Below are 23,790 nucleotides of genomic sequence, written 5' to 3'. Positions count from 1 at the left end.
GCACGGAAAGATTTTGGATATGAATATGGCTCATACATTGTTGAAAACATGTCGCTTGATGAATCATAGCCTGACTTCCACACTGTCGCCAATTGACCAGGACCGACCACAGGACTTCAGATGGCCCGTACGCATGTCTCCGGCTTTCCGCGCATCGGCGCGCAACGGGAACTGAAATTCGCCCAGGAATCGTTCTGGCGCGGCGAAACCGACGAACAGCATCTGCGCGGCGTCGCGCGTGAATTGCGTGCGCGTCACTGGCGCGAACAGCGCGACGCAGGGCTCGATTTCATCACCGTCGGCGATTTCGCCTACTACGACCAGATGCTCGGGCAAAGCGCGCTGCTCGGCGCCTTGCCCGAGCGCTTCGGCTTCGAGCCGATGGCGCTGCAGCTCGGCCAGTACTATGAACTGGCGCGCGGCAACGCGGAGCAGCCGGCGATGGAAATGACCAAGTGGTTCGACACGAACTACCACTACCTGGTCCCGGAACTCGCGCCGGACACGACGTTCAACGGCGGCGTGAACTGGCTGTTCGACGAGATCGACGAAGCGCTCGCGTTGAACGCTCCTGTGAAGCCCGTACTGATCGGGCCGATCACGTACCTGTGGCTCTCGAAGAGCCACGTCGCCGGTTTCGACCGTCTGTCGCTGCTGCCGAAGCTCGTGATCCGCTACAGCCGCCTGCTCGACAAGCTCAAACAACGCGGCATCGAATGGGTGCAGCTCGACGAGCCCGCGTTGTGCGCCGATCTGCCCGAGCCGTGGCTCGACGCGTTTTGCGCCGCGTACGACGTGCTCGGCACAGTGGACGTGAAAATCCTGCTCGCCACCTACTTCGACAGCGCCGCGCAACACGCGCCGCGCGTCGCTCGCCTGCCGCTCGCGGGTGTGCACGTCGACCTCGTGCGTGCGCCGCAGCAGCTCGACGCGTGGCGCACCGCACTGCCCGCGCATGCGGTGCTGTCGGCGGGTGTGATCGACGGCCGCAATATCTGGCGCGCGAATCTGCCTGCTATCGTCGATTCGTTGCAGGAGCTGCACGCGCAATTCGGTGAACGTCTGTGGATCGCGCCGTCGTGCTCATTGCTGCACGTGCCGGTCTCGCTCGCCGCGGAGAAAAAACTGAACGCCGATCTGAAGTCGTGGCTCGCGTTCGCCACCGAAAAACTCGGCGAACTCAGGACGATCGCCACCGCGCTGCGCGACCCGGCCGCAGCCGCCGCGCAACTCGACGCCGCGCGTGCCGCTCTGGACGCGCGCCGCCGCTCGGGCGCGGTCGTCAACGCGTTCGTGCAAAAGCGCGTGGCCGCGGTGAGCAATGCGATGGCCGAACGCCGCAGCCCGTTCGCCGAACGCAACCGCGTGCAGCGCGCGGCGCTCGACCTGCCGCTGCTGCCCACCACGACGATCGGCTCGTTCCCGCAGACGGCCGCGATCCGCGAGGCGCGCGCAGCGTACAGGCGCGGCGAGATGCGCGCGCTCGACTACTTGCAGCGCATGCGCGCCGAAATCGAATTCGCCGTGCGCAAGCAGGAAGCGCTAGGGCTCGACGTGCTCGTGCATGGCGAAGCCGAACGCAACGACATGGTCGAATATTTCGGCGAGCAGTTGTGGGGCTATGCGTTCACGGAAAACGGCTGGGTGCCGAGCTACGGCTCGCGCTGCGTGAAGCCGCCGGTCATCTACGGCGACATCTACCGTCCCGAGCCGATCACGGTCGAAACGGCGCGTTACGCGCAGGCGCTCACGCAGCGTCCGATGAAAGGCATGCTGACGGGCCCGGTGACGATGCTGCAATGGTCGTTCGTGCGCGACGATCAGCCGCGCTCGACCACCGCGCTGCAACTCGCGCTCGCGATCCGCGACGAAGTGGTGGACCTGGAGAAGGCGGGCATCGGCATCATCCAGATCGACGAGCCGGCGTTCCGCGAAGGGCTGCCGCTGCGTCGAAAAGACTGGGCCGACTATCTCGAATGGGCAACGCGCGCGTTCCGGATTTCGGCGTCCGGCGTCGCGGACCAAACGCAGATTCACACGCACATGTGCTACTCGGAGTTCAACGACATCCTGCCGTCGATCGCCGCGATGGACGCCGACGTCATCACGATCGAGACGTCACGCTCGGCGATGGAACTGCTCGACGGCTTCGGCGCGTTCGCGTATCCGAACGAAATCGGCCCCGGGGTCTACGACATCCACTCGCCGCGCGTGCCCGGCACGGATGCGATGCTGCGGCTGCTCGAACGCGCCTGCGAAGTGATTCCGGCCGCGCGGCTGTGGGTCAATCCGGATTGCGGGTTGAAGACGCGCGGCTGGCCTGAAACCGAGGCGGCGTTATCGAACATGGTGCGGGCGGCGAAGGTCCTGCGCGAGAAGCTGACGGTACGTCTGCCCGCGCACGCTCACGCTCACGCTCACGCCACCTTCAAATCTTCGAGCGCCCGCAGCCTCACTCCGAGGTCGTCCCACAGTTCCGGGTGACACGTGAACACCAGAATCTGGTGCCGCGTGGCCGCATCGATCAACGCGCGCTTGAGCGCGTCGCGTCGCGCTGCGTCGGTATGCACAGCCGCGTCGTCGAGCATCAGCAGAGTCGGCCGGCCCGATGTCTTGAGCAGGTCCGCGTAGGCGAGCCGCGTCAGGATACCCAACTGTTCGCGCGTGCCGAAACTCAGCGCGTCGAGCAGATCCGCGCGGCCTTCACGTTCGAGCGTCGCGGGACTCAGATCGTCGCCGAGCGCGATGCCCGATTGCGGAAAAAGCCGCTTCAGGTAGTGCCCGAGACGCTCGGTCAACGGTGCGCGCAGTTGCACAACCGCCGCATCGCGTTCGTCGACCAGCACTTCGTCGAGCAGACTCAAGGCGCTCGCGCGCAGGCTCAGTTCGTCCTTGCGGCGCGTGGCCTGCTCGATCTGCGCGTCGAGTGCCGCGAGCCGTTCGCCGAGCCCCGACGCGCCCATCGTCTCCAGTTGACTGCGCAGTTGCGCGATCCGCACCTGGCGCTCGTGCTGCTCCTGGCGCGCCAGCTCTGCCGACGCGCGATAGCGCTTCGCTTCCGCAGCCGGATCGTCGAGACGCACCGCTTCCAGTTCACGCTCGCGTCCTTCGCGCTGCGTGCGCAACGCGTCGACCTTCACGCGCTGCTCGATGATGTTCGCTTGCCACTGCGAACGGTTGCGGCGAAATGCGTCGTCGGCGAGTTGCGCTTCCTTGCGCTGTAGCTGCGCGGCGAGCGACTCGGCCGTGGCGACGCCGGTCGAGCGTGTTTCGGCCGCCTGCGCGAGCACCTTGCGCGCGGCCTCCAGGGCGTCGCGCGCGATGTCGGCGTTGCGGCGCGCGTCGTCGAGCGGCGGCGCGGCGGACACGTCGGGCAGGCTCGCGAGCCGCTCGCTCGCAGTCCGCAAGCGCGCCGCCGTCGATGCCAGCGCCGTGCGCAACGCGTCGATACCCTGCGGCGCGTGCACGCCGAGAATCTTCGCCTGGCTCTTCTGCTGCGCGACCAGGGTCTTCCACTGCTCGTGCCGCGCCTGCGCGTCGCCCACCGACCCAACACCGAGCGCCTGCAACGACTGCGCATGCCGCGCTTCGAGCGACGCGAGCGCCGACAATTGCGCGGACAGATCGGACACGCCCGGAATCACGCGCAATTCGCCGAGTTCGCCGAGGCCGATGCGCTTTTCCTCATCGACGCGCAGCACGCCCGTGCCGCTGATGCGCGCATCGCCGACGCTCAACTCGCCGCTCAGCCGGTACTCGATGCGCGTCATCGCGGCTTCGGTACGCGCGCGCAGCACCGTCAGTTCGCCGTCGAGCGCGACGAGCCGCTTCAGTTGCGCCTCGTCGATTTCGAGCGCCGCTGCCTCGCGCGTCGCTTGCAGTACCGCTTCGTTCGCCTTGTCCGCCTCGGCGATCGACGCTTCGAGACGCGCGCTCTCCGCGCGGTAAAACTCGATCTGGCTGCGCAGATCAGCAGCGGTCACGGCCGCGTTCGCGAGTTCGAGCGCGCGGCTCGCACCGGCCGATGCCTGCTCGAATTGCGCGACGCTGCTCGCGGCCTGCGCATGCGCGGTCTGCGCGGCGGCGACCTCGGCGCGCGCCGCGTCGAACTGCTCGCGTTCGCGCGCGACAGCCGCTTCGAGTTCGACCGCGCCCTGTTCCTGCTGCACCGACAGCGCCAGTTCGGCCTCGCTCACCTGGAGCGACTGCGCGAGCCCCTGCACGCTGCGCTCGAGCTCCGCGAGCGCGGCGGCGCGCTGCTGCGCGAGCGCGGCCTTCTGCTCGTGAAGCTCCCACGGACGCCGGCGCCCGGCGTCGTCGAATGCTTCCTGCTGCGCGGCGAGCCGCGCGATGTTGTCGTCGAACTGCTGGCGCTGCTGTTGCAGCTCAGCGCGGCTCGCGACGAGCGCGGCGAGCTTCTGTTCGGCTTCGGCGAGCGGCCCGGTCGGCTTCTGCGTGCGCGCGGTCAGCAGTTGCCGCAATTCGCGCTGCACGGCGGCGATCAGCGCGTCTTCGCCGGCCGATTCACTGCCGCCCGACAATTGCGTGAGCGCATCGCGCAGATACTGCGCGGCGTGCCCGGTCGAATCGCGCATCTCCTGGGTGCTGCCCTGCTGCACCCATAGCAGACCGGGCACGCCCGCGTTCTCGGCCTTCATCGGCCCGCGCGCGGCGCGCGAGAAACCGAGCAGCGCGGCGAGCTTGTCTTCGGCTTCGTCCTCGGTGAATACGGCCTGGCCGATCCTCAGTTCGCAGCGCTGGCGCGTGACGAACTGCTTCGACAAACGGCACGCGACACCATCGAGATCGAAGCTCACTTCCACCGACGGCTGTCCGCTCGCGAGTCCCCACGGCAGCAGATCCTTCAGATGCGACGCCTTGTAGCGTTCGAGAAACACCGCCCGCACCGCTTCGGCGATCGTGCTTTTGCCGGCTTCGTTCGGGCCGGTGAACAGATTGAGGCCGGGCTGCAAGTCGTCGATCACGAGCCGCCCGCTGAACTGCCTGAATTCCTGAATCGCAATACGCTGCAGCTTCATGCGGACCTCGCCCCGCGCGGCTGCGCGGCTGATGAATCATGCGGCTGCGCGGCTTGTGGATCATGCGGCTGCCCGGCTTGTGAATCACGTTGCTGCGCGGGCCGCTGTTCGCGTTGAAAGCGCGCGAGCAGCAACAACGCCTCGGCCGCGCGCCGCGCCTGCTGCGGATCCGCTTGCGCCTCTTCCTGCAAGCCGCGCAACCGCGCGACCACCTTCGCGAGATAGCCGCTTTGCGCGCCGAGTTCGGCGAGGTCGTCGGCGGTAGGCAACACGTGCAGGCCGCTCAGATCGGCACGCAATGCGCGCACGCGCGCGCGGGTTTCCTCGATCGCGACGCGCAACGCTTCGGCATCGGCCAGTGCCGCGGTGCCGCCGGCCTCGACACGCAGCACGTCGTGAGCGCCGAGCGCGGCGAGCCGTGCTTCAAGCGTATCGACGTCGGTCGGCACCGAAATCGTCTCGTCCCAGCGATGCCACTGATATTGACCGACCCGCACCGCCTCGACCCGCGGCGGCGCGCCCGGCTCGCTCAACGTCACGTCGAGCGCGAAGCCCGGCTCGTTCGCGCGAAAACGATCCTGCTCGTGCGTGCCCGCGTACCACGTGCGTTCGTCGACACGCAGATGGCCGTGCCAGTCGCCGAGCGCAAGATAATCGAGCCGCGCGCTCGCCGCGCGCGTCGGTGCGATCGGATTCGACGAATCGATGCTCTCCTGCAGAATGCCGCCGACGCTGCCATGCGCGAGCCCGACCCGGTGATAGCCGGGTGGCGTCTCGGTGGTATCGAAGAACGCGGTGGTGTCGTCGTAGGTGATGCGCTGCGTGAGCGGCGCGCACAGCAGCGCGCAGCGGCACGCGTCGAGCAGCACGACGCCGGGTTCGAGCACGACGCGCACGTTCGGCGTAATGCAATTGAGCCGCTGCGCGCGGGTCCACACGCTTTCGACGAGCGCGGCGTCGTGATTGCCCGGCAGCATGATCCACGGCCCGGAGAACGGTTGCAGCGCGGCGAAGAGGCGCCGGATCACCGTGTCCGAGACCGTTTGCAGATCGAATACGTCGCCCGCGACGAGCACCGCGTCGGCGTTACGCGCGGCCGCCTCCGCGGCGATGCGGCGCACGGTGTCGAAGCGCGCCTGCGCGAGATGCGCGGCCTCGTCTGGCTCGAACTGGCCGAATTGCGTGCCGATCTGCCAGTCCGCGGTGTGTAGAAACCTGATCACTGTGCCCCCATTGCCGTAGCCTTGCGTTGTGCTTCGTTGCGACGTGCCAAGCGCGAATGTTACCGTGCCGAAGCCGCACCGCGTGCGCAAGCTGGACGCGCGCGCCGGCCGTACCGCATCATTGCAGCCGGACCGGCCTCGCCGCCCCCCGGCGGCCCCGTCAGCCGTTTCCGTCAGTCGTTTCCTTCAGCCGCCGCCAGACAGGACCACCTTGCCGATGGACAAGACCACAGAACTGAAGCAGGCCAAGCGCACGCCGCTATTGCTGCTGCTCGCGGCAGCCTGCGTTTTCGTCGTCACGGCCTTCATGCCGCGCGGCGTGTGGATCGACGGCATCAAGGCGATTGCCGAGGCCGCGATGGTCGGCGCGCTCGCGGACTGGTTCGCGGTCGCCGCGCTGTTCAGGCGCGTGCCGATTCCGCTCGTCGCGAGGCACACCGCGATCATCCCGCGCAACAAGCACAAGATCGCGGACAACCTCGCGGTCTTCGTGCAGGACAAGTTTCTCGACGTGCCGTCGCTCGTCGGTCTGATCCGCCGGCACGACCCGGCGCAAAGCATCACGGTGTGGCTGACCGAGCCGGCCAATACCGCGCGTCTGGGCGATTACGTCGTGCGCCTCACGAGCGGCATTCTCGAACTGACCGACGACGTGCGCATCCAGAACTTCATCAGGGACGCGCTGCGCAACGTGCTCGCGAAGGTCGATCTGTCGCAATCGATGGGCGCGATTCTCGACACGCTCACGCGCGACGGCCGTCATCAGGAACTGCTCGACGCGGGTATCGGCCAGGTCATCGCGATGCTGCGCGAGCCGGAGGCGCGCGAATTCATCGCCGCGCGCATCGTCGACTGGGTGAAAAGCGAGTATCCGATGATGGAGAAGGTCCTGCCGTCGGCGTGGCTCGGCGAGAAAGGCGCCGACGTGATTGCGAGCGCGGCGAACCGCATGCTCGAACAGATCGCGGAAAATCCCGCGCACGAGCTGCGCGACAAGTTCGACGAAGCCGTGCAGAAGCTGATCGCGAAGCTCAAGACCGATCCCGCGTTCTTGCAGCGGGGCGAAGCGCTCAAGCGCTACCTCGTCGAAGGCGAAGCGTTCAGTGCTTATGTGAAGGACATGTGGGGCGAACTGCGCGCATGGCTCAAGCGCGATCTGCACAGCGCCGATTCGGCGCTGCATGCGCGCGTGACGGCAATGGGCCAGTGGATCGGCCGCGAACTCGCGCGCGACCCGGCGCTGCGGCAATCGCTGAACGACCATCTGGAAGAAGCGGCGCGCGCGATGGCCCCCGACTTCGCGCAGTTCCTCACGCGCCATATCAGCGATACCGTGAAAAACTGGGACGCAGGCGAGATGTCGCGGCAGATCGAACTGAACATCGGCAAAGACCTGCAATACATCCGTATCAACGGGACGATCGTCGGCGGTTTTGTCGGCCTGCTGCTGTATGCGAGTTCGCAACTGCTGGAACTGCTGCGTATGCATGTCGGCTGAGACCGGCCGGGTTCCGGCTGCACCCCGCTGCTTTCGCTGCTCGCGCGGCTTCCTCGGCCCTCGCCGCTTCCGGCTGGTGTCCGCCCGTAACGGCGCCTGGCTCGCCATTCGGCTCCCGCTCCACCAAAACGCCTACAATTCGGGCATATGTCTTGCTGACGCGCATTGCCGCCGAACGGCCGGCAGCGCGTCCCTACCGGAAGTGTGTTCATGAAAATATCGTTACCGCCACCCCAAGGGCGGCCGAACCGCGTTTACCCGCCCGGCACGCCGGGCCTGCATGGTCTCGTGTCACTCATTACCGGCGTGGTGGTCGTGTGCGGGCTCTACTTCGGCCGCGAGGTGCTGATGCCGATCACGTTGTCGGTGCTGCTGAGCTTTCTGCTCGCGCCGCTCGTGCAGATGCTGCGGCGCCTGCACATGGGCCAGTTGCCGTCGATCTTCATCGCCGTGCTGTTCGCGCTCGCGTCGCTGCTCGCAATCGGCGCGCTGATCGGCGCGCAGCTCGTGCAACTGGCCGGCGACCTGCCGCAGTATCAGGAAGCGATCGAACAAAAGATCGAAACGGTGCAGGAAAAAACCGTGGGCCGCGCCGATTCGCTGATGAGCAGCGCCGCCGCCACGCTGCAGCGAATGGCGCCGTCGCGCCCCGCCCCGCCGCGTCCGACTGGCCGCGCCGCGCGCAACGCGCCCGCGGTGCCGCAGCCGGTCGAGGTGCACGAGCCCGCGCCCACGCCGATCCAGCTCGCGCAGCGCGCGCTGTCGCCGGCCATCGCGCCGATCGAGACGACCTTCATCGTGCTCGTCGTGACGATCTTCATTCTTTTGCAGCGCGAGGATTTGCGCGATCGTCTGATCAGCCTGTTCGGCTCGCGCGACCTGCACCGCACGACCACCGCGATCAACGACGCCGCCGGCCGCCTCTCCCGCTATTTCGTCGCGCAACTCGGCGTGAACCTGAGCGCGGGCAGCGTTATCGCGATCGGGCTCGCGATCATCGGCGTGCCGGGCGCGTTGCTGTTCGGCGTGATCGCCGCGCTGCTGCGCTTCGTGCCGTACATCGGCATCTGGATCGCGGCGATTCTCGCGGTGTTTCTCGCGGCCGCGATCCAGCCGCAATGGACGATGGCGGTCTACACGCTGATTCTTTTCATCGTCGTCGACGTGGTGGCCGGGCAGATCGCCGAGCCGCTGCTGTATGGTCATCGCTCGGGGCTCTCGCCGCTCGCGGTGGTGGTCGCGGCGATCTTCTGGAGCTGGCTGTGGGGGCCGATCGGTCTCGTGCTGTCGACACCGCTCACGCTATGCGTCGTCACGCTCGGGCGCTACGCGGACCGGCTGAACTTCCTCACCGTGCTGCTCGGCGATCAGCCCGCGCTCACGCCCGCGCAGAATTTCTATCAGCGGCTGCTCGCCGACGATCCGCACGAGGCGATCGTGCAAGCCGAACGGCTGCTGCGCGAGATGTCGCTGATCGACTACTACGACCAGGTTGCGCTCGAAGGCCTGCGGCTCGCGCGCAACGACGCGCTGCGCGGCGTGCTGATGCCGGAGCAGTTGCAGCGGGTCAACGACGCGCTCGTCGATATCGTCGAGAACCTCGAGATCACGAATGGGCTGCCGGATGCGTTCTCGCGAGTGGAAACCGCCGACGGCGACGGCGCCAGCGCGCTGCTGGCAACCGCTCAGGGCGATTCCGTGGAGCGCCGCGACGGCCATGTGATCGCGCATTCGCAGGAATCTCACGAAGCCGGAAAAACGGCGGTGCTGTGCGTGCCCGGACGCGGCGCGTTCGACGAGGTCACGACCGCGATTGCGGTGCAACTGCTGGGCCGCCAGGGCTTCAAGCCGATGATGGCGACGCACTCGGGCTATCGTAGCGCGCGCGCCGACGAGCCGAGCTTCAAGGACGCGCCGATCATCTGCATCGTCTCGCTCGATGCGCCCGAGTCGCCGCCCTATCTGCGCAACATGCTGCGGCGCACGCGCGAATGGCGGCCGAGCGCGACGCTCGTGGTCGGTGTCGGTGTCGGCGAGACGACGGAGCGTAATGGCGCGGAACTGGATGCGGCCGGCGCACTGCAGACGTCGCCGACGTTTCGTACGATGATCGAGGAGTGCCGGGCCGCGACCGGAGCATTGTCTGCGCGGCAGCCGACGCATACCGCCGGGGCGCAGTGAGGCACGCGGACTGAAAACGGGTTCGCGCGCAGGAAACCGCGAGGATGCGTAAGCGCCTCGCGGTTTTTTTTGCGCCGCGCGCCATGTCGTACCCAAATTGAGGACAGCGGCGCGCACGCGCTCCTGCATACTGCGTTGATCGATTTGCAGCGGGTTGCCGGAGCCGCGTGTCTTGCCAGCAGGTGACCAGCACGCGTAAGTGGGAACGCATAAGCGGGCACACATAAGCGGCACGCAACAGCACTCGCAAGCACCCCAAAGACTCAGGAGACACGCATGAGCCGCCCCTTCAAACCCTATCCGTTCGAACCGCGCCGTTATCCGGCCGAGCCGCCGCCACTCGTCGACGGACGCGACCCGACTGCGCGCGCCGTCGCGATCGTCGGCGGCGGGCCGGTCGGCATGACGCTAGCACTTGCGCTCGCGCGCCAGGGCGTTCGTTCGGTGCTCATCGAAGCCGACGACAGCGTCTGCACCGGCAGCCGCGCGATCTGCATTTCGCGGCGCAGCCTCGAGATCTTCAAGCGTCTCGGCGTGGTCGACGGCTTCCTGCAAAAAGGCCTCGCGTGGACCGGCGGCCGCAGCTTCTATCGCGACGCCGAAGTGTTCCGCTTCGCGATGCATCAGGACGACGAACAATCGTTGCCGCCGATGATCAACATCGCGCAATACCAGATCGAGCAGTTGCTGCTCGACGAGATCGAACGGCACGCGGATCTGATCGAGGTGCGCTGGCAAACGCGCGTGAGCGGCATCGAGCAACGGCCCGCGGGCGGCGCGACTCTGACGTTGCGCACCGGCGATGCCACCGATGCCGCGGGCGTCACGGGCATGAGCTGGACAATGGACGCCGCGTGGGTCGTCGCGTGCGACGGCGGCCGCAGCACGATTCGCGATCTGCTCGGCCTGAAGCTCACCGGCACGACCTACGAAGGCCGCTATGTGATCGTCGATATCGAACTGGACAGCAAGCGCGCCACCGAACGCCTCGCCTATTTCGATCCGCCGTCGAATCCCGGCTCGACCGTGCTCGTGCACAAGCAGCCCGACAACGTCTGGCGCATCGACTACCAGCTACGCGACGACGAAGACCCCGACGCCGCGATCGAGCCCGGCAACGTGATGCCGCGCGTGCAGAGCCTGCTCGATTCGATGGGCGAAACGGGCGCGTGGTCGCCGATCTGGATCACGATCTACAAGGCCAACGCGCTCACACTCGAACGCTATCGCCACGGCGCGGTGCTGTTCGCGGGCGACGCCGCGCATCTGGTGCCGATCTTCGGCGTGCGCGGCGCCAATTCGGGCATCGACGACGCCGACAATCTCGGCTGGAAACTCGGCTGCGTCATCAACGGCATCGCGTCGCCGGATCTGCTCGACAGCTACAGCGACGAGCGCGTGTACGCGGCGCGCGAGAATCTGAGCTACGGCATGAAGAGCACTGAATTCATGGCGCCGCCGACCTTCGCGTTCGATCTGATGCGCACGGCGGTGCTGGGTCTCGCCGAACGGCACGCGGCGGTGCGGCCGCTCATCAATCCGCGCCAGACGCATGCGATTGCGTACCGGCAATCGCCGCTCAATCATGCCGGCGGCGAGACCGACGCGTTCAGGCACGGCCCCGCGCCGGGCACGGTGCTGCCGGAATGCCGGCTGCTCAAGCTGACCGATGACGGCGCGAGCATCGACATTCATCTGACCGATCTGCTCGGGCCGTGCTTCACCGCGCTGCGTTTTGTTGCGGAGCGCGCAGGCGACGATGCAAGCGAAAGTACAAACGAAAGTACAAGCGAAAGTGCGAACGACGCCACCTGGCAACAACTGCAACACACGCTGGCCGGCAAACGCATTCCGTTCAACACGGTGAGCATCGTCGCGAACGACGCGCGCCGTACCGGCCGCCCAGATGCGATCGATCGCAGCGGCCGCCTGCACGAGATGCTCGACGCGCAACCCGGCACCGTCTACCTGATCCGCCCCGACGGCCACGTACTCGCGCGCTGGCGCGACGGCAACGCGGCTGCGGTGCAACGCGCGCTGCTGGCAACGCTGAAGATCTAACGTGAGGATTCCATCATCATGACCGATAGCGATCTCGACCGCGTCTATACGACGCTGTGCAACACGCTCACGAACGCAGGCGAAGCGCAGGCGGCGTTGTATCTGGCCCGCCTCGCGCTGCTGTGCCTGACCGAACTCGACGACCCGCAGCGCGCGCTATCGCTGATCGACGCGGCGCGGCTTCCTTCATCAACGGCGACGGTCGCGGCATAGCGCGCAAAAAAAACGCCGCGCGATTGAACGCGCGGCGTTTCGTTCCGCAAGCCTTCGAGACCGGAAAGCTCGCAGGCCTCACAGCCTCACTGCTTCGGATACAAGCCCAACGTGCTCGCATGCAGACGCGCGAGCCCGAGCAACGCATCGGTATAAGGCGTGGGCACGCGCGTCAGTTGCCCGAGTTCGCGCACCGCACCGACCAGCGCGTCGAGTTCGACCGCCTTGCCGGCCTGCACGTCCTGCAGCATCGAGGTTTTCATCGCACCGAGCTTCAGCGTGACCGCGTGACGGTCTTCGGGCGCCTGGTCGATCGGAATGCCGAAGCGCGCACCAATCTCCTTCGCTTCGAGCATGATGTGCGTGACGAAGCCGCGCACGAGTTCGTCGCTGAGAATCCGGTCCGTCGTCGCGCCGGTGATCGCGCTGACCGGGTTCATCGTCATGTTGCCCCACAGCTTGTACCAGACGTCTCGCTGGATCTGCGCCGACATCGACGCGTTGAAGCCCGCCGCCCTGAGCAGCGCGGCGAGCTGTTCGACGCGCTCGCTCGGCTGCCCCGACGCCTCGCCGACGATCAGCCCGTTGCCCTGGTGATGCCGGATCACGCCTGGCGCATCGACGAGGCAGCTCGCATGCACGACGCAGCCGACGGTCTGCTCGCTCGGGATCGCGGCGGCAATCGCGCCGTCCGGGTCGATCGACTTCAGGCGCTGACCGGCGAAGTCGCCGCCGAGCCCGTCGCAGAACCACCACGGCACGCCGTTCATCGCCGTCAGCACGATCGTGTCCGGGCCGAGCAGCGGCGCGACTTGCGCGGCCACCGACGCCATTGCCGGACCCTTCACCGCGATCACGACGAGTTCCTGCACGCCGAGGTCCGCGGGCTTGTCGCTCGCCTTGACCTGCTCGGCGAAAACGACACCGCCTTCGATCAGACGCAGGCCATGCTGCCGCAACGCGTCGAGCGTCGCGCCGCGCGCCACCACGCTCACTTCGTGGCCGGCCTGCGCGAGCTTCACCCCCATCCAGCCGCCGATCGCGCCGGCGCCGTAGATCGCTACTTTCATCGCTTCAATCCTTGCATTGATTCCTGAGTTGTTTCCCTGAACCGGCTCATCTACTCATTGCCCGCTCATTGCCCACTCATTGCCGATAGCTCGCGTCGATGCGGTCCACGCGCCGCACGAGCGCGTCGAACACGTCCTGCCCGGCGCCGTGGCGCGGATCGAACTGCAACGAATCGCGCGAGCAGCGGATCGCCACGTCTTCCGGCACCGGCCGCGCGCGGCCCATCGAAAACGTCGCCATCTGGATTTCGCACGCGCGATTGAGCGTCCACAGAAACGCGAAGGTCTGCGGCAACGTGCGGCCCCACGCGAGCAAACCGTGGTTGCGCAGGATCACCGCCTGTTTGTCGCCGATATGTTCGAGCAGACGCGGGCCTTCCTCCGCATGCACCGTGATGCCCTCGAAATCGTGATACGCGATACGCTCGTGCAACTGCGCGCTATAGAAGTTGGTCTGCTGCAGCCCGTCTTCGAGACAGGCCACCGCGATGCCCGCCGTCGTATGCGTGTGCATCACGCAGTGCGCGTCGGGAATGCCCTCGTGAATCGCCGCATGCACGACGAAGCCGGCGGGATTGACCGGATACGGCGAGCCGTCGAGCACGCGCCCCTGCGCATCGATCTTCACGAGATTGCTCGCGGTCACTTCGCTGTAGTGCAGCCCGAACGGATTGATCAGGAAGTGCCGTTCGTCGCCGGCAACGCTCGCGGGCACGCGCAGCGTGATGTGGTTGTAGATCATCTCGGTCCAGCCGAGCATGTCGAAGATGCGATAGCACGCGGCAAGCTCCACGCGCGCGCGCCATTCGTCGGGATGCATGACGGCGGATGGCGGCGCGCTTGCCGGTTGCGTTTCGAGGGTCATCATCAGTGTCTCCTTGATTGTCGTTGCGGCGCCGCTTCATATCACGTTATGACATGCCGCGGCGCGCCGCCCGTCCATGCCCGTCGCCGTCATGCGCGGCGGCTGGGCCGCCTCGCGTGTTGCTCAGTCGCCCGACACCACCGCCGCGATCGACGACGCCACATACTCCGCGTTGCGCGCATTGAGGCCCGCGACGCACATGCGTCCCGAGCGCAGCACGTACACCGCGTATTCGTTGCGCAAACGCTCGACCTGGCTTTCGGAGAGGCCCGTATACGTGAACATGCCGCGCTGCGCGACATAACGCGTGCGCATCACATCGTTGACGCGGCCCTCGAGCCCCGCGTAAATCGTGTTGCGCATCGCCAGAATCCGCTCGCGCATCGTGCCGAGTTCGGCTTCCCACGACGCGCGCAGCGTCGCATCGGCGAGCACGTTGGCGACGAGGCGCGCGCCGTGCGTCGGCGGATTGCTGTAGTTCGCGCGCACCGCCGACATCAGCTGGCCGAGCACGCGCGCCGCTTCCTCGGCGCTCCTGCACACGACGCTCAACGCGCCGACGCGCTCGCCATAAAGCGAGAAGTTCTTCGAGAACGAATTCGCGACGATCAACGGCACGTCGGCGTCGGCGAGCAGGCGCACGCACGCGGAGTCTTCTTCGAGGCCCGCGCCGAAACCCTGGTAGGCCATGTCGACGAACGCGATCAGCTTGCGGCGTTGCAGGACCGGCACCAGTTCCGCCCATTGCGCCGGACTCAGGTCGACGCCGGTCGGGTTGTGGCAGCAAGCATGCAGCAGCACGACGCTCTTTTCGGGCAGGGCGTCGATCGCGGCGAGCATCTCGGCAAAACGCAGGCCGCCCGTTTGCGGGTCGTAATACGGATAGGTGTTGACCGTGAGTCCCGCGGCTTCGAACACGACGCGATGGTTCTCCCAGCTCGGATCGCTGATCCACATCTGCGAGCCCGGGAAATAGCGCTTCAGGAAATCGGCGCCCACCTTGAGCGCGCCCGAGCCGCCGAGCGTTTGCAGCGTCGCGATGCGGCCGGCGGCGCGCGCCGCGTGGTTCGCGCCGAAGACGAGCGCCTGCGCGGTGTCGCGATAGAGCGGCAGGCCCGCCATCGGCAGATAGGAGCGCGGGCCGATCGCGTCGAGCAGCGCGGTTTCGGCGCGGCGCACTGCGTCGATCACGGGCAGCTTGCCGGCGTCGTCGAAATAGATGCCGATGCTCAGATTGACCTTGTTCGGCCGGGGGTCCACCTGAAAGTCTTCGTTCAGGCTCAGAATCGGGTCGCCGGGGTAGGCGGGAATGTGGTCGAACATGGCGGGTCCTTGAAAACGGCCTCGAAAGGCCTGTTGTAGCAGCCGTGGCGCCCTTGCCACGCGGCGCGTGGCGCGGACTGCCGGCAAACCTCAAGTCTAAGCGGGTTTGCCGGGCTGCGTCGACCCGCATGAGTGTCGGCCCTCGGCGCTGCGCGCACAATCAATCGATTTTTCACGATTCGTAAGTTTTTCTTTAGAATCGACGCATGCCCCTCACCCGCGTCACGATCCGCCAGTTCGAAACGTTTCTCGCCATCGCCGATCTGCACAGCATCGGCGCGGCGGCGCAGCGGCTCGGGCTCACGTCCTCGGCAGTCAGCCAGTTGCTCGCCGAACTCGAGACGGAACTCGGCTTCCGGCTGTTCGACCGCACGACGCGGCGCGTCGCGCTGTCGAGCGCGGGGCAGGATTTCCTCGCGTCGGCCGAATCGGTGCTGCGCCACGTGCGCGCGGCCGCCCAATCCGCAGACGATATCCGCAACCGCGCGGCCGGCATCGTGCGTGTGGGTGCGCCGCTCGTGCTCGCGGCCACCGCGCTGCCCGCGGCGATCGCCGACTATGCGCGCGGCAAGCCGAAAGTGGTCGTGCGCATCTGCGACACCGTGGTCGAGCAACTGGTGGAGCGCGTCGAAAGTGGCGACGTCGATCTCGCGATCGGACCGGACCGGCAAAGCGGCGCGCGCGTGCGCTGCGATCCGGCGTTTGCGAGCCCGTGGGTGATGTGGTGCTCGGCCACGCATCCATTGAGCGCGCACCGCCGCGTGCAGTGGCAGCATCTGCGCGACGTGCCGATCGTCGCGACCGGGCGCGACCACGAACGCGCGGTCGATCAGATGCTCGCGAACCTGCCGGCCGAGGCGCGCATCATTCCGGTCGACGTGGTCGACAACGTCACGAGCGCATTCGGCCTCGCCTCGCAGGGGCTCGCGGTCACGCTCGCGCCGGCCTACGTCGCGCCGCTCGCGCGCACGTTCGGGCTCGTGATGAAGCGCATCGTCGATCCCGAAACGATTCGCGAAGTCTGCGTGTATCGCTCGACCGAGCGCGCGCTGTCGCCGTCCGCGGATGGTTTCGCGGATTTCCTGATGCCGTGGTTGAAGCGCTGGGATCGTGAGACGCAGACCGAGGCGCGCGCGAAGCGGGCTTGAGTCCGCTTCGGGGCCCGGCTAAGGCTGCATGCACAACGCGAACAGTTGCCGCTGATTCGAAATGCCGAGCCGCGCATAGGCGCGCTTCTGATAGGTGACGACGCTCGCGGGCTTCACGCCCATCTGCCCGGCGATTTCGGCGGCGCTCGCGCCTTCGAGCGTGCCGCGCAGCACATCCAGTTCGCGCGGCGTAAGCGCCGGGCAAACGCGCCGCGCACGCGCGAGCATCGCCGCGGCCGGCCCCTGCTGATGCTGTCCGTTCAGCGCGTAATGGCCGCTCGCCGCATGCGCGAACAGCGGCGCGATGCTTTCGATCCGCTCCAGTTCGCCCGGCGCGAATACGCCGTAGGCGCTGTCGCGATACAGGTTGATCGACAGCCAGACGCTCTCCATGGGTTGCACGAGCAAAGAAAGCCGGTCGGACACGTTCGGCTGCGCGTAACAGGCCGCGCGATACGCTTCGTTCTCGATTTCGTCGCTGCGCTGCTGATGCAGCACGAGCGCGTCGCGGGCCGGCGTGCGCCCAAGCCCCGGCTTCTGTGCCCGCCTTTGCCCCGTCGCGCCGATGATCGCGCGATTGCCATCGAGCGCGTAGAAATGCGCGGCGTAGCGCTCGGCGACGTCGCGCAGGAAACGGCCGCCGCGATGATCGGCCGCCGATACCGTGCGCGGCCGCGCGTCGAATTCATAGGCGAAGATGGTGCACTGCGAAACCGGCAGCGACTCGCCGACGGTCTTCAGGATGCTTGCGGCGAGCGCGTCGGCGTCCGGGTGCGAGATCGCCATGACGAGGTCGGTTGCGCGCGCGGTGCTGATCTGCCCGCTGCGCTGCGGTGAAGCGAGGCGCCAGGAACGCATGATGGAATTCGGCTTGCGCTGCGTGGATTCGGTTCCGGCAAGCGTAGCACAGCGAGGATGCGGCACCGCTCGCCGGCTTTGCGCATCCCGGTTCTGCCCGGGTCAGCCGGGTCCGTGGAACCAGTCGCATCAGAAGCGATAGTTGATCGACACATCGGCCACACCGGTCGCGCGGCTGCGTGTGATCGGACTATTGCCCGCGCTACCGACCAGTTGCTCGAACGCGCCGTCAGCCGTCGCGAACCAGTGCTTGCTGAACAGCCAGACCGCGCTGACACCGAAGCCCACCGACTTGAAGCCCGCGCTCGCGTGGTACTGCGAATACTGCGAGTGCGCGGCCTGCTCCTGATTGACGCCGAACCAGCTGTTCATATAGTTGGAGTCCGCGAGCGATACGTTCGGGCCGGCGAACCAGAAGAATTTCTTCGTGCTGCCAGGCATCGGCAGATAGGCGCTGATATCGCCGATCCAGCCGTTCGAGCCGCCGAAATAGCGGCGGATGTCGGCGCGCACCACGAGCGGAAACTCCTTCGACACGACGTATTCGCCGGACAGCTTCAGACCCGGCGCGGCGTTGATGTTGCCGAGTCCGTCGAGTTCCTGCGGATCGTCGCGCGCGCGCCGACCCAGATCGTAGACGGCGGCAAGACTCATGCGCCAGTTCTGGCCCTGCGCGAAGTTCACACCGAAGCCTTCGCCGCTCGATAGAAAGAGCAGATCCTTGTAACGCACGTCGATGCTCGGGCCGGCCACGAGGTGATAACGGTCCGAGCCTTCGAATCGCGGCTGGAACGACGTTGCCGCGCCGAGACGCACCTGCCAGTCGGGAATGTCCGGCTGCCACATCTTCTGCAGCGGAATGCCGACCGAATATTGCCATTCGCCGAGCGGCGACGGCGTCTGGGCGAACGCCGCGCCCGGCGAAAAGGCCATCCCGCCAAGGGTCGCGGCGATGAGCGAGGTTGCCGCGATGCCGGTTTGTTTCTTGCGGAGCTTGCCGCCCCGCTTTTTTCTGTGGCTGTTCAACACCAGAAGCCTCCGATCTCGCTTGTCGCGAAGAGGTTATGTCCTCGCCCGGGATCCATGACGGACCGAAAAGCTCGGGCGACCGCCGCGCTGCTACTTGCGGCATGTAATTCTTCCAGTAAACGACGCGCGCTGCACAACACGCGCTGGCACGGCAAGGTCGCAGGGGCGAAGCGCCCCAATAAGGCCGACCGGTGGGTTTCGTCTCCATGGCTGCGTCGCGGAACATGGCCCACACATGGCCCACACAAGGCCCCTCGCAAAATATGCGCCAAGTCCGTGGTGAATCGATGAATCGGGGATGGGATACGTAGTGGTAGTGGAGCGAGCCCTCCGTCACCCCGCCAACCTCTTCTTCAAATGCTTGCGCAAAAACTCGACGAACGCCCGGATCGTGACCGAGCTTTGCCGGTGCTGCGGATAAACCGCGTAGACGCCCGTCGCCTTCGGCAGAAACGCCTCGAGCACGGACACCAACTGCCCGCTTTTCAGCGCATCGGCGACGATAAAGTCGGGAAGCCGCACGAGCCCGAGCCCCGCGACGGCCGCGTCGCGAATCAGGTCGCCGTTGTTGGCCCGCAATGGGCCGCGCACCTCGACGCTCTTCGCCGCACCGTCGACCATGAACTCCCAGCTCACCACGCCGCCGTGGCCGTATAGCAGGCACGCGTGACGCGCAAGGTCCACGGGCGTGGCCGGCTTACCGCGACGCTTCAGGTAAGCCGGGCTGGCGCACACCAGCATCCTCACATCGATCAGCTTCTGCGCGATCAGCGTCGAATCGGACAGCGTGCCGATGCGGATCGCCATGTCGAAACCCTCGCCGATCACGTCGACGGTGCGGTCGCTCAGCTCCATGTCGAAGCGTACGTCGCCATGCTCGCGCAGAAACGCCGACACGAGCGGCGACAAATGCATCATGCCGAACGACATCGGCGCACTCACACGGAGCAGCCCGCGCGGGCCGGCGCGCCGCAGCGACATCGCCTGCTCGGCGTCTTCCACCTCGTTGAGAATGCGCCGCGCCCGCTCGTAAAACTCCTGGCCGAGATCGGTCACGGCCAGCTTGCGCGTATTGCGGATCAACAACTGCACACCCAGCGCTTCTTCGAGCGCCATCACGCGACGGCTCACGAACTGCTTCGACAGCGACAGACGATTTGCCGCGGCAGTGAAGTGATGAGCGTCGACGGTGGCGACGAAAATCCGCATGTCTTCGAGTTGCATCGTATTGTCCACTCCATAGCGACAGTGTTTCCGTTTTCATGCCGATTATACCCATCTGGATTGACCTAAACTGTCGTTCATGGATCGCGGCCAAACCATTGGCCCGAGCGCATGACAGGTTGCACGACCAACTCAAGGAGAAACAGCATGCTCGAAATCAGACACGCCAATCAACGCGGCCGTGCGGAACACGGCTGGCTCAGCTCGCGTCACACGTTTTCGTTCGCGAACTATCACGATCCGAAGCAGAACGGCTTCTCCGACCTGCTCGTCATCAACGACGACCGCGTGGCGCCAGCCCAGGGCTTCGGCAAGCATCCGCATCGCGACATGGAAATCTTTTCGTACGTGCTCGAAGGCGCGCTCGAACACAAGGACACGATGGGCACCGGTTCGGTGATCGTGCCGGGCGACATCCAGTTGATGAGCGCGGGCACCGGCGTCGCGCACAGTGAATACAACCATTCGAAGAGCGAGCCGGTGCACTTCCTGCAAATCTGGATCGCCCCGGCCAAACAGGGCACGGCGCCGCATTATCAGCAGCAGCATTTCAGCGCGGACGACAAGCGCGGCGTACTGCGGCTCGTGCTGTCGCCGGATGGCGCGAACAACTCGCTGGTGCTGCAACAGGATGCGCGCGTCTATGCGGGGCTCTTCGACGGTGCTGAAACGGCGCGCCTCGAACTCGCGAGCGACCGTTACGCGTATGTTCACGTGGCGCGCGGTGGCGTCACGGTGAACGGGGTTGAACTCGGTGAAGGTGATGGCGTACGGGTGCGCGGTGAGGAGGCGTTGACGTTCACGCAAGGTCATGATGCGGAAGTGCTCGTGTTTGATCTGCGCAATATCGAGAGTTCGGCGTTGTGGGGGTGATGGTGTGCGGGGTGGGGCTTGCTTTCTTTGTTCCTGCGGTGTTGGCCTTTCCTTGTTTTCTTATTGGTCTATTAGCGTTGCCCCTGTGCGGGGCGGCACCTACTTTCTTTGCGGCTGCAAAGAAAGTAGGCAAAGAAAGCAGCTTCACACCGCCAATTCTTAAGCGGGGCCCCTGGCTTGGAGGGGATAGTGGTGCATCTGGAGTCTGTGCTCCCGCACATTGCGCGCTGGTGACAAAGCCATCATCCGCTCCCACTCCGCACTACGTGCGTCGCGGACGGGTCTGCAGGCGAAAGCAGTGAGGCGAGCCTTGCTCCGTGGGGGCCATCGGCTTCGCCTCGGCGATGCGCCGAAAAAAACCGATGGTTTTTGAACAGGGGTTCGGGGCGCGCAGCGCCGCCGGAAGAATGACTGCCTTGTCACTTACGGCAAATGTGCGAGGGCACAGATTCCAGATGCACCACTGCCCCCTCCAAGCCAGGAGACCCGCTTAAGAGCTGGCGGTGTGAAGCTGCTTTCTTTGCCTACTTTCTTTGCAGCCGCAAAGAAAGTAGGTGCCGCCCCGCACAGGGGCAACGCCAATAGACCGACAAGAAAGCAAGGAAAGGCCAACACCGCAGAAACAAAGAAAGCAAGCGCCCGCCCCGCAAAGGAACAAACCCCAACAGACCAACAAAAAAACAAGAAAAGACCAACACCGCAGGCACAAATAAAAAACGGCAGCCCGCAAGCCGCCGTCCCTCATCGAAGCTAACGCATCAAAACATCAAGCCACCGCTTCGACTTCCGCGTCAACTTCCGCCTCGCTTTCCACTTCCGCGCTACTGCGAATCAGGTAATCGAACGCCGAGAGCGACGCCTTCGCACCTTCGCCCACCGCGATCACGATCTGCTTGTACGGCACCGTGGTCACGTCGCCCGCGGCGAATACGCCCGGCACCGAAGTCGCGCCGCGTGCGTCCACGACGATCTCGCCGTGCTTCGACAACTCGACCGTGCCCTTCAGCCATTCGGTGTTCGGCACGAGACCGATCTGCACGAACACGCCTTCGAGCTCGACCTTCTTCACGTCGCCCGACTGCAGATCCTTGTAGATGAGACCGTTGACCTTCTTGCCGTCGCCGGTGATTTCCGTGGTCTGCGCCTCGGTGACGACCGTCACGTTCGGCAGGCTGCGCAGCTTGCGTTGCAGCACTTCATCGGCACGCAGCGTCACGCCGAATTCGAGCAGCGTCACTTCGCGCACGATACCCGCGAGGTCGATCGCCGCCTCGACGCCCGAGTTGCCGCCGCCGATCACCGCGACGCGCTTGCCCTTGAAGAGCGGACCATCGCAGTGCGGGCAATATGCCACGCCGTGATTGCGATACTCGCGCTCGCCCGGCACGTTGATTTCGCGCCAGCGCGCACCGGTTGCAAGGACGATCGTCTTCGCCTTCAGCACCGCGCCATTGGCGAGACGCACTTCGTTGACGCGCCCCGGGATCAGCGCTTCGGCGCGCTGCACGTCCATGATGTCGACGTCATAGGCCTTCACGTGCTGTTCGAGCGCGGCCGCGAATTTCGGCCCTTCGGTTTCTGTCACGGAAACGAAGTTTTCGATCGCAAGCGTATCGAGCACCTGGCCGCCGAAACGCTCGGCCACGACACCGGTCGCAATGCCCTTGCGCGCGGAGTAGATGGCCGCGGCCGCACCCGCCGGGCCGCCGCCGACGATCAGCGTGTCGAACACCGGCTTCTTCTCGAGCTCCTTCGCGGCACGCGCGCCGGCGTTGGTGTCGAGCTTCGCGAGGATTTCCTTCACGCCGCTGCGGCCCTGGCCGAACACGTCGCCGTTCAGGAACATCGTCGGTACCGCCATGATCTGGCGCGCGTCGACCTCGTTCTGGAACAGCGCGCCGTCGATCGCGACGTGACGGATGCGCGGATTGATCAGCGCCATCACGTTCAGCGCCTGCACGACTTCCGGGCAGTTCTGGCACGACAGCGAGAAATACGTTTCGAATTGATAGTCGCCGTCGAGATTGCGGATCTGTTCGATCACCGCATCGTCGAGTTTGACCGGATGGCCGCCGACCTGCAGCAATGCGAGGACGAGCGACGTGAATTCATGCCCCATCGGAATACCGGCGAAACGGATGCCGGTGTCCTTGCCCACTTCGCCAATCGAAAACGACGGCTTGCGCTCGCCATCGTCGCGACGCTCGACCACCGTGACGCGCTCCGACAACGTCGCGATATCGTTCAACAAGGCCAGCAGCTCCTGCGACTTCGCGCTGTCGTCGACCGACGCGACGAGTTCAATAGGCCTGCTAACTTTTTCGAGGTACGTTTTCAGCTGAGTCTTGAGATTGGCGTCAAGCATGGCTTTGCGTTTTCCGTGACGAGGGGTATGGGATTCCCGGCGCCGCACGCGTCCGGATAGAACACGTGCGGCCCGGGCACGCGCAAAGCGCCGTATTGGATGGTTTGCGCGGCGATGCGCCGGAAAATACCGGGAAATGCTGACTACGGATGCAGCCGAAGCTGCGCGACCCTTAGATCTTGCCGATCAGGTCGAGCGACGGGGTCAGCGTTTCTGCGCCCGGCGTCCACTTGGCGGGGCACACTTCACCCGGGTGAGCCGCGATGTATTGCGCGGCCTGGACCTTGCGCAGCAGTTCGCCAGCGTCACGGCCGATGCCGTTGTCGTGGATTTCGCACAGTTTGATCTCGCCTTCCGGGTTGACCACGAACGTGCCGCGCAGCGCGAGGCCTTCTTCTTCGATCAGCACGTCGAAGTTGCGCGAGATGGCGAGCGTCGGGTCAGCCAGCATCGGGTACTTGATCTTCCGGATCGTGTCCGACGTGTCGTGCCATGCCTTGTGCGTGAAGTGCGTATCGGTCGACACGCTGTAGATTTCCACGCCGAGCTTCTTGAAATCTTCGTAACGATCGGCCAGGTCACCCAGTTCGGTCGGGCACACGAACGTGAAGTCGGCCGGGTAGAACACGAAAACCGACCACTTGCCCTTCAGGCTTTCTTCAGTGACGGTCTTGAAATCGCCGTTGTGATAAGCCTGTGCCTTGAACGGTTTGACTTGACTGTTGATGATCGGCATTTACTGAGTCCTCTTTCTGGGTGGTTGGAAAGTGGAACCAGTATGTCAGATTACGCTTAATAGGTAAAGTGGATTGTCTTAAAT

At 65.6% G+C, this 23,790-nt stretch carries 18 protein-coding genes; 8 read left to right on the top strand and 10 right to left on the bottom strand.

Annotated elements, in window-relative coordinates; genetic code table 11:
* The first annotated feature begins 120 nt into the window (after window positions 1-120).
* On the top strand, window positions 121-2,484 hold the full coding sequence (gene metE / locus B9Z01_RS22830) for a 5-methyltetrahydropteroyltriglutamate--homocysteine S-methyltransferase (RefSeq protein WP_085487234.1): 2,364 nt from the start codon (window positions 121-123) through the stop codon (window positions 2,482-2,484).
* Here metE and B9Z01_RS22825 read toward each other — a convergent pair.
* Window positions 2,418-5,039: an AAA family ATPase gene (locus B9Z01_RS22825; RefSeq protein WP_085487233.1), complete on the bottom strand. Its 2,622-nt coding sequence runs from the start codon at window positions 5,037-5,039 to the stop codon at window positions 2,418-2,420. The genes metE and B9Z01_RS22825 overlap by 67 nt on opposite strands.
* Window positions 5,036-6,262 carry a metallophosphoesterase family protein gene (locus B9Z01_RS22820; RefSeq protein WP_244196130.1) on the bottom strand — a complete coding sequence of 409 codons (1,227 nt, stop codon included), beginning with the start codon at window positions 6,260-6,262 and terminating at the stop codon, window positions 5,036-5,038. Before B9Z01_RS22820 ends, B9Z01_RS22825 begins: the two co-directional genes overlap by 4 nt.
* A gap of 217 nt (window positions 6,263-6,479) precedes the next feature.
* Between B9Z01_RS22820 and B9Z01_RS22815 the strand changes: the two genes are divergently transcribed.
* From B9Z01_RS22815 to B9Z01_RS22800, 4 genes are all read left to right on the top strand, one after another.
* Entirely contained in the window at window positions 6,480-7,760 is a 1,281-nt protein-coding gene (locus B9Z01_RS22815) for a DUF445 domain-containing protein (protein WP_085487232.1), read from the top strand.
* Between the two features lie 210 nt (window positions 7,761-7,970).
* Window positions 7,971-9,941, top strand: coding sequence for an AI-2E family transporter (locus tag B9Z01_RS22810; protein ID WP_085487231.1), 1,971 nt, complete (start codon window positions 7,971-7,973; stop codon window positions 9,939-9,941).
* Window positions 9,942-10,217: 276 nt separating this feature from the next.
* Window positions 10,218-12,002, top strand: coding sequence for an FAD-dependent oxidoreductase (locus tag B9Z01_RS22805; RefSeq protein WP_085487230.1), 1,785 nt, complete (start codon window positions 10,218-10,220; stop codon window positions 12,000-12,002).
* Between the two features lie 18 nt (window positions 12,003-12,020).
* Window positions 12,021-12,215 carry a hypothetical protein gene (locus B9Z01_RS22800; RefSeq protein WP_085487229.1) on the top strand — a complete coding sequence of 65 codons (195 nt, stop codon included), beginning with the start codon at window positions 12,021-12,023 and terminating at the stop codon, window positions 12,213-12,215.
* 86 nt (window positions 12,216-12,301) lie between these two features.
* Here the strand turns inward: B9Z01_RS22800 and B9Z01_RS22795 are convergent, their stop codons facing one another.
* The 3 genes from B9Z01_RS22795 to B9Z01_RS22785 form a co-directional block, all read right to left on the bottom strand.
* Window positions 12,302-13,285: a 2-dehydropantoate 2-reductase gene (locus B9Z01_RS22795; RefSeq protein ID WP_085487228.1), complete on the bottom strand. Its 984-nt coding sequence runs from the start codon at window positions 13,283-13,285 to the stop codon at window positions 12,302-12,304.
* A 76-nt stretch (window positions 13,286-13,361) separates the two neighbouring features.
* The gene (locus B9Z01_RS22790) at window positions 13,362-14,153 is read right to left on the bottom strand and encodes a class II aldolase/adducin family protein (protein WP_085487227.1); all 792 of its coding nucleotides are present in this window, start codon (window positions 14,151-14,153) and stop codon (window positions 13,362-13,364) included.
* A 120-nt stretch (window positions 14,154-14,273) separates the two neighbouring features.
* On the bottom strand, window positions 14,274-15,473 hold the full coding sequence (locus B9Z01_RS22785; protein WP_085487226.1) for an amino acid aminotransferase: 1,200 nt from the start codon (window positions 15,471-15,473) through the stop codon (window positions 14,274-14,276).
* A 206-nt stretch (window positions 15,474-15,679) separates the two neighbouring features.
* Here B9Z01_RS22785 and B9Z01_RS22780 point away from each other — a divergent pair, with 206 nt between their 5' ends.
* Window positions 15,680-16,621: a LysR family transcriptional regulator gene (locus tag B9Z01_RS22780; protein WP_085487225.1), complete on the top strand. Its 942-nt coding sequence runs from the start codon at window positions 15,680-15,682 to the stop codon at window positions 16,619-16,621.
* 18 nt (window positions 16,622-16,639) lie between these two features.
* On the opposite strand, the gene B9Z01_RS22775 is transcribed toward B9Z01_RS22780, so the two are convergent.
* The 3 genes from B9Z01_RS22775 to B9Z01_RS22765 form a co-directional block, all read right to left on the bottom strand.
* Window positions 16,640-17,479: a helix-turn-helix transcriptional regulator gene (locus B9Z01_RS22775; protein ID WP_085487224.1), complete on the bottom strand. Its 840-nt coding sequence runs from the start codon at window positions 17,477-17,479 to the stop codon at window positions 16,640-16,642.
* A 129-nt stretch (window positions 17,480-17,608) separates the two neighbouring features.
* The gene (locus B9Z01_RS22770) at window positions 17,609-18,508 is read right to left on the bottom strand and encodes a MipA/OmpV family protein (protein ID WP_085487223.1); all 900 of its coding nucleotides are present in this window, start codon (window positions 18,506-18,508) and stop codon (window positions 17,609-17,611) included.
* A gap of 333 nt (window positions 18,509-18,841) precedes the next feature.
* Complete coding sequence (locus B9Z01_RS22765) at window positions 18,842-19,732, bottom strand: LysR family transcriptional regulator (protein WP_085487222.1); 891 nt, start codon at window positions 19,730-19,732, stop codon at window positions 18,842-18,844.
* A gap of 147 nt (window positions 19,733-19,879) precedes the next feature.
* On the opposite strand from B9Z01_RS22765, the gene B9Z01_RS22760 reads away from it, so the two are divergent.
* Both B9Z01_RS22760 and B9Z01_RS35905 read left to right on the top strand, forming a co-directional pair.
* On the top strand, window positions 19,880-20,605 hold the full coding sequence (locus B9Z01_RS22760) for a pirin family protein (protein ID WP_085487221.1): 726 nt from the start codon (window positions 19,880-19,882) through the stop codon (window positions 20,603-20,605).
* A gap of 505 nt (window positions 20,606-21,110) precedes the next feature.
* A complete protein-coding gene (locus B9Z01_RS35905) occupies window positions 21,111-21,359 on the top strand; it encodes a hypothetical protein (protein ID WP_208626144.1) in 249 nt (82 codons plus the stop codon).
* 12 nt (window positions 21,360-21,371) lie between these two features.
* Here B9Z01_RS35905 and ahpF read toward each other — a convergent pair whose 3' ends face one another.
* Window positions 21,372-22,970, bottom strand: a complete 1,599-nt coding sequence (ahpF, locus tag B9Z01_RS22745) for an alkyl hydroperoxide reductase subunit F (RefSeq protein WP_085487220.1) — start codon at window positions 22,968-22,970, stop codon at window positions 21,372-21,374.
* Window positions 22,971-23,142: 172 nt separating this feature from the next.
* The gene (gene ahpC, locus B9Z01_RS22740) at window positions 23,143-23,706 is read right to left on the bottom strand and encodes an alkyl hydroperoxide reductase subunit C (protein ID WP_085487219.1); all 564 of its coding nucleotides are present in this window, start codon (window positions 23,704-23,706) and stop codon (window positions 23,143-23,145) included.
* Window positions 23,707-23,790 lie beyond the last annotated feature (84 nt).

It is taken from the genome of Paraburkholderia susongensis, assembly GCF_900177725.1.
GTDB classification, from domain to species: domain Bacteria; phylum Pseudomonadota; class Gammaproteobacteria; order Burkholderiales; family Burkholderiaceae; genus Paraburkholderia; species Paraburkholderia susongensis.
Note: the sequence above shows the minus strand (reverse complement) of the source record. Positions and strands in the feature narration are given on the sequence as shown.

Coding starts and splice junctions, on each gene's coding strand:
- B9Z01_RS22785 (WP_085487226.1), bottom strand. CDS start 15,473: ATGTTCGACCACATTCCCGCCTACCCCGGCGACCCGATTCTGAGCCTG.
- ahpC (WP_085487219.1), bottom strand. CDS start 23,706: ATGCCGATCATCAACAGTCAAGTCAAACCGTTCAAGGCACAGGCTTAT.
- B9Z01_RS22775 (WP_085487224.1), bottom strand. CDS start 17,479: ATGCGTTCCTGGCGCCTCGCTTCACCGCAGCGCAGCGGGCAGATCAGC.
- ahpF (WP_085487220.1), bottom strand. CDS start 22,970: ATGCTTGACGCCAATCTCAAGACTCAGCTGAAAACGTACCTCGAAAAA.
- B9Z01_RS22760 (WP_085487221.1), top strand. CDS start 19,880: ATGCTCGAAATCAGACACGCCAATCAACGCGGCCGTGCGGAACACGGC.
- metE (WP_085487234.1), top strand. CDS start 121: ATGGCCCGTACGCATGTCTCCGGCTTTCCGCGCATCGGCGCGCAACGG.
- B9Z01_RS22795 (WP_085487228.1), bottom strand. CDS start 13,285: ATGAAAGTAGCGATCTACGGCGCCGGCGCGATCGGCGGCTGGATGGGG.
- B9Z01_RS22765 (WP_085487222.1), bottom strand. CDS start 19,732: ATGCAACTCGAAGACATGCGGATTTTCGTCGCCACCGTCGACGCTCAT.
- B9Z01_RS22815 (WP_085487232.1), top strand. CDS start 6,480: ATGGACAAGACCACAGAACTGAAGCAGGCCAAGCGCACGCCGCTATTG.
- B9Z01_RS22805 (WP_085487230.1), top strand. CDS start 10,218: ATGAGCCGCCCCTTCAAACCCTATCCGTTCGAACCGCGCCGTTATCCG.
- B9Z01_RS22800 (WP_085487229.1), top strand. CDS start 12,021: ATGACCGATAGCGATCTCGACCGCGTCTATACGACGCTGTGCAACACG.
- B9Z01_RS22825 (WP_085487233.1), bottom strand. CDS start 5,039: ATGAAGCTGCAGCGTATTGCGATTCAGGAATTCAGGCAGTTCAGCGGG.
- B9Z01_RS22810 (WP_085487231.1), top strand. CDS start 7,971: ATGAAAATATCGTTACCGCCACCCCAAGGGCGGCCGAACCGCGTTTAC.
- B9Z01_RS22790 (WP_085487227.1), bottom strand. CDS start 14,153: ATGATGACCCTCGAAACGCAACCGGCAAGCGCGCCGCCATCCGCCGTC.
- B9Z01_RS22780 (WP_085487225.1), top strand. CDS start 15,680: ATGCCCCTCACCCGCGTCACGATCCGCCAGTTCGAAACGTTTCTCGCC.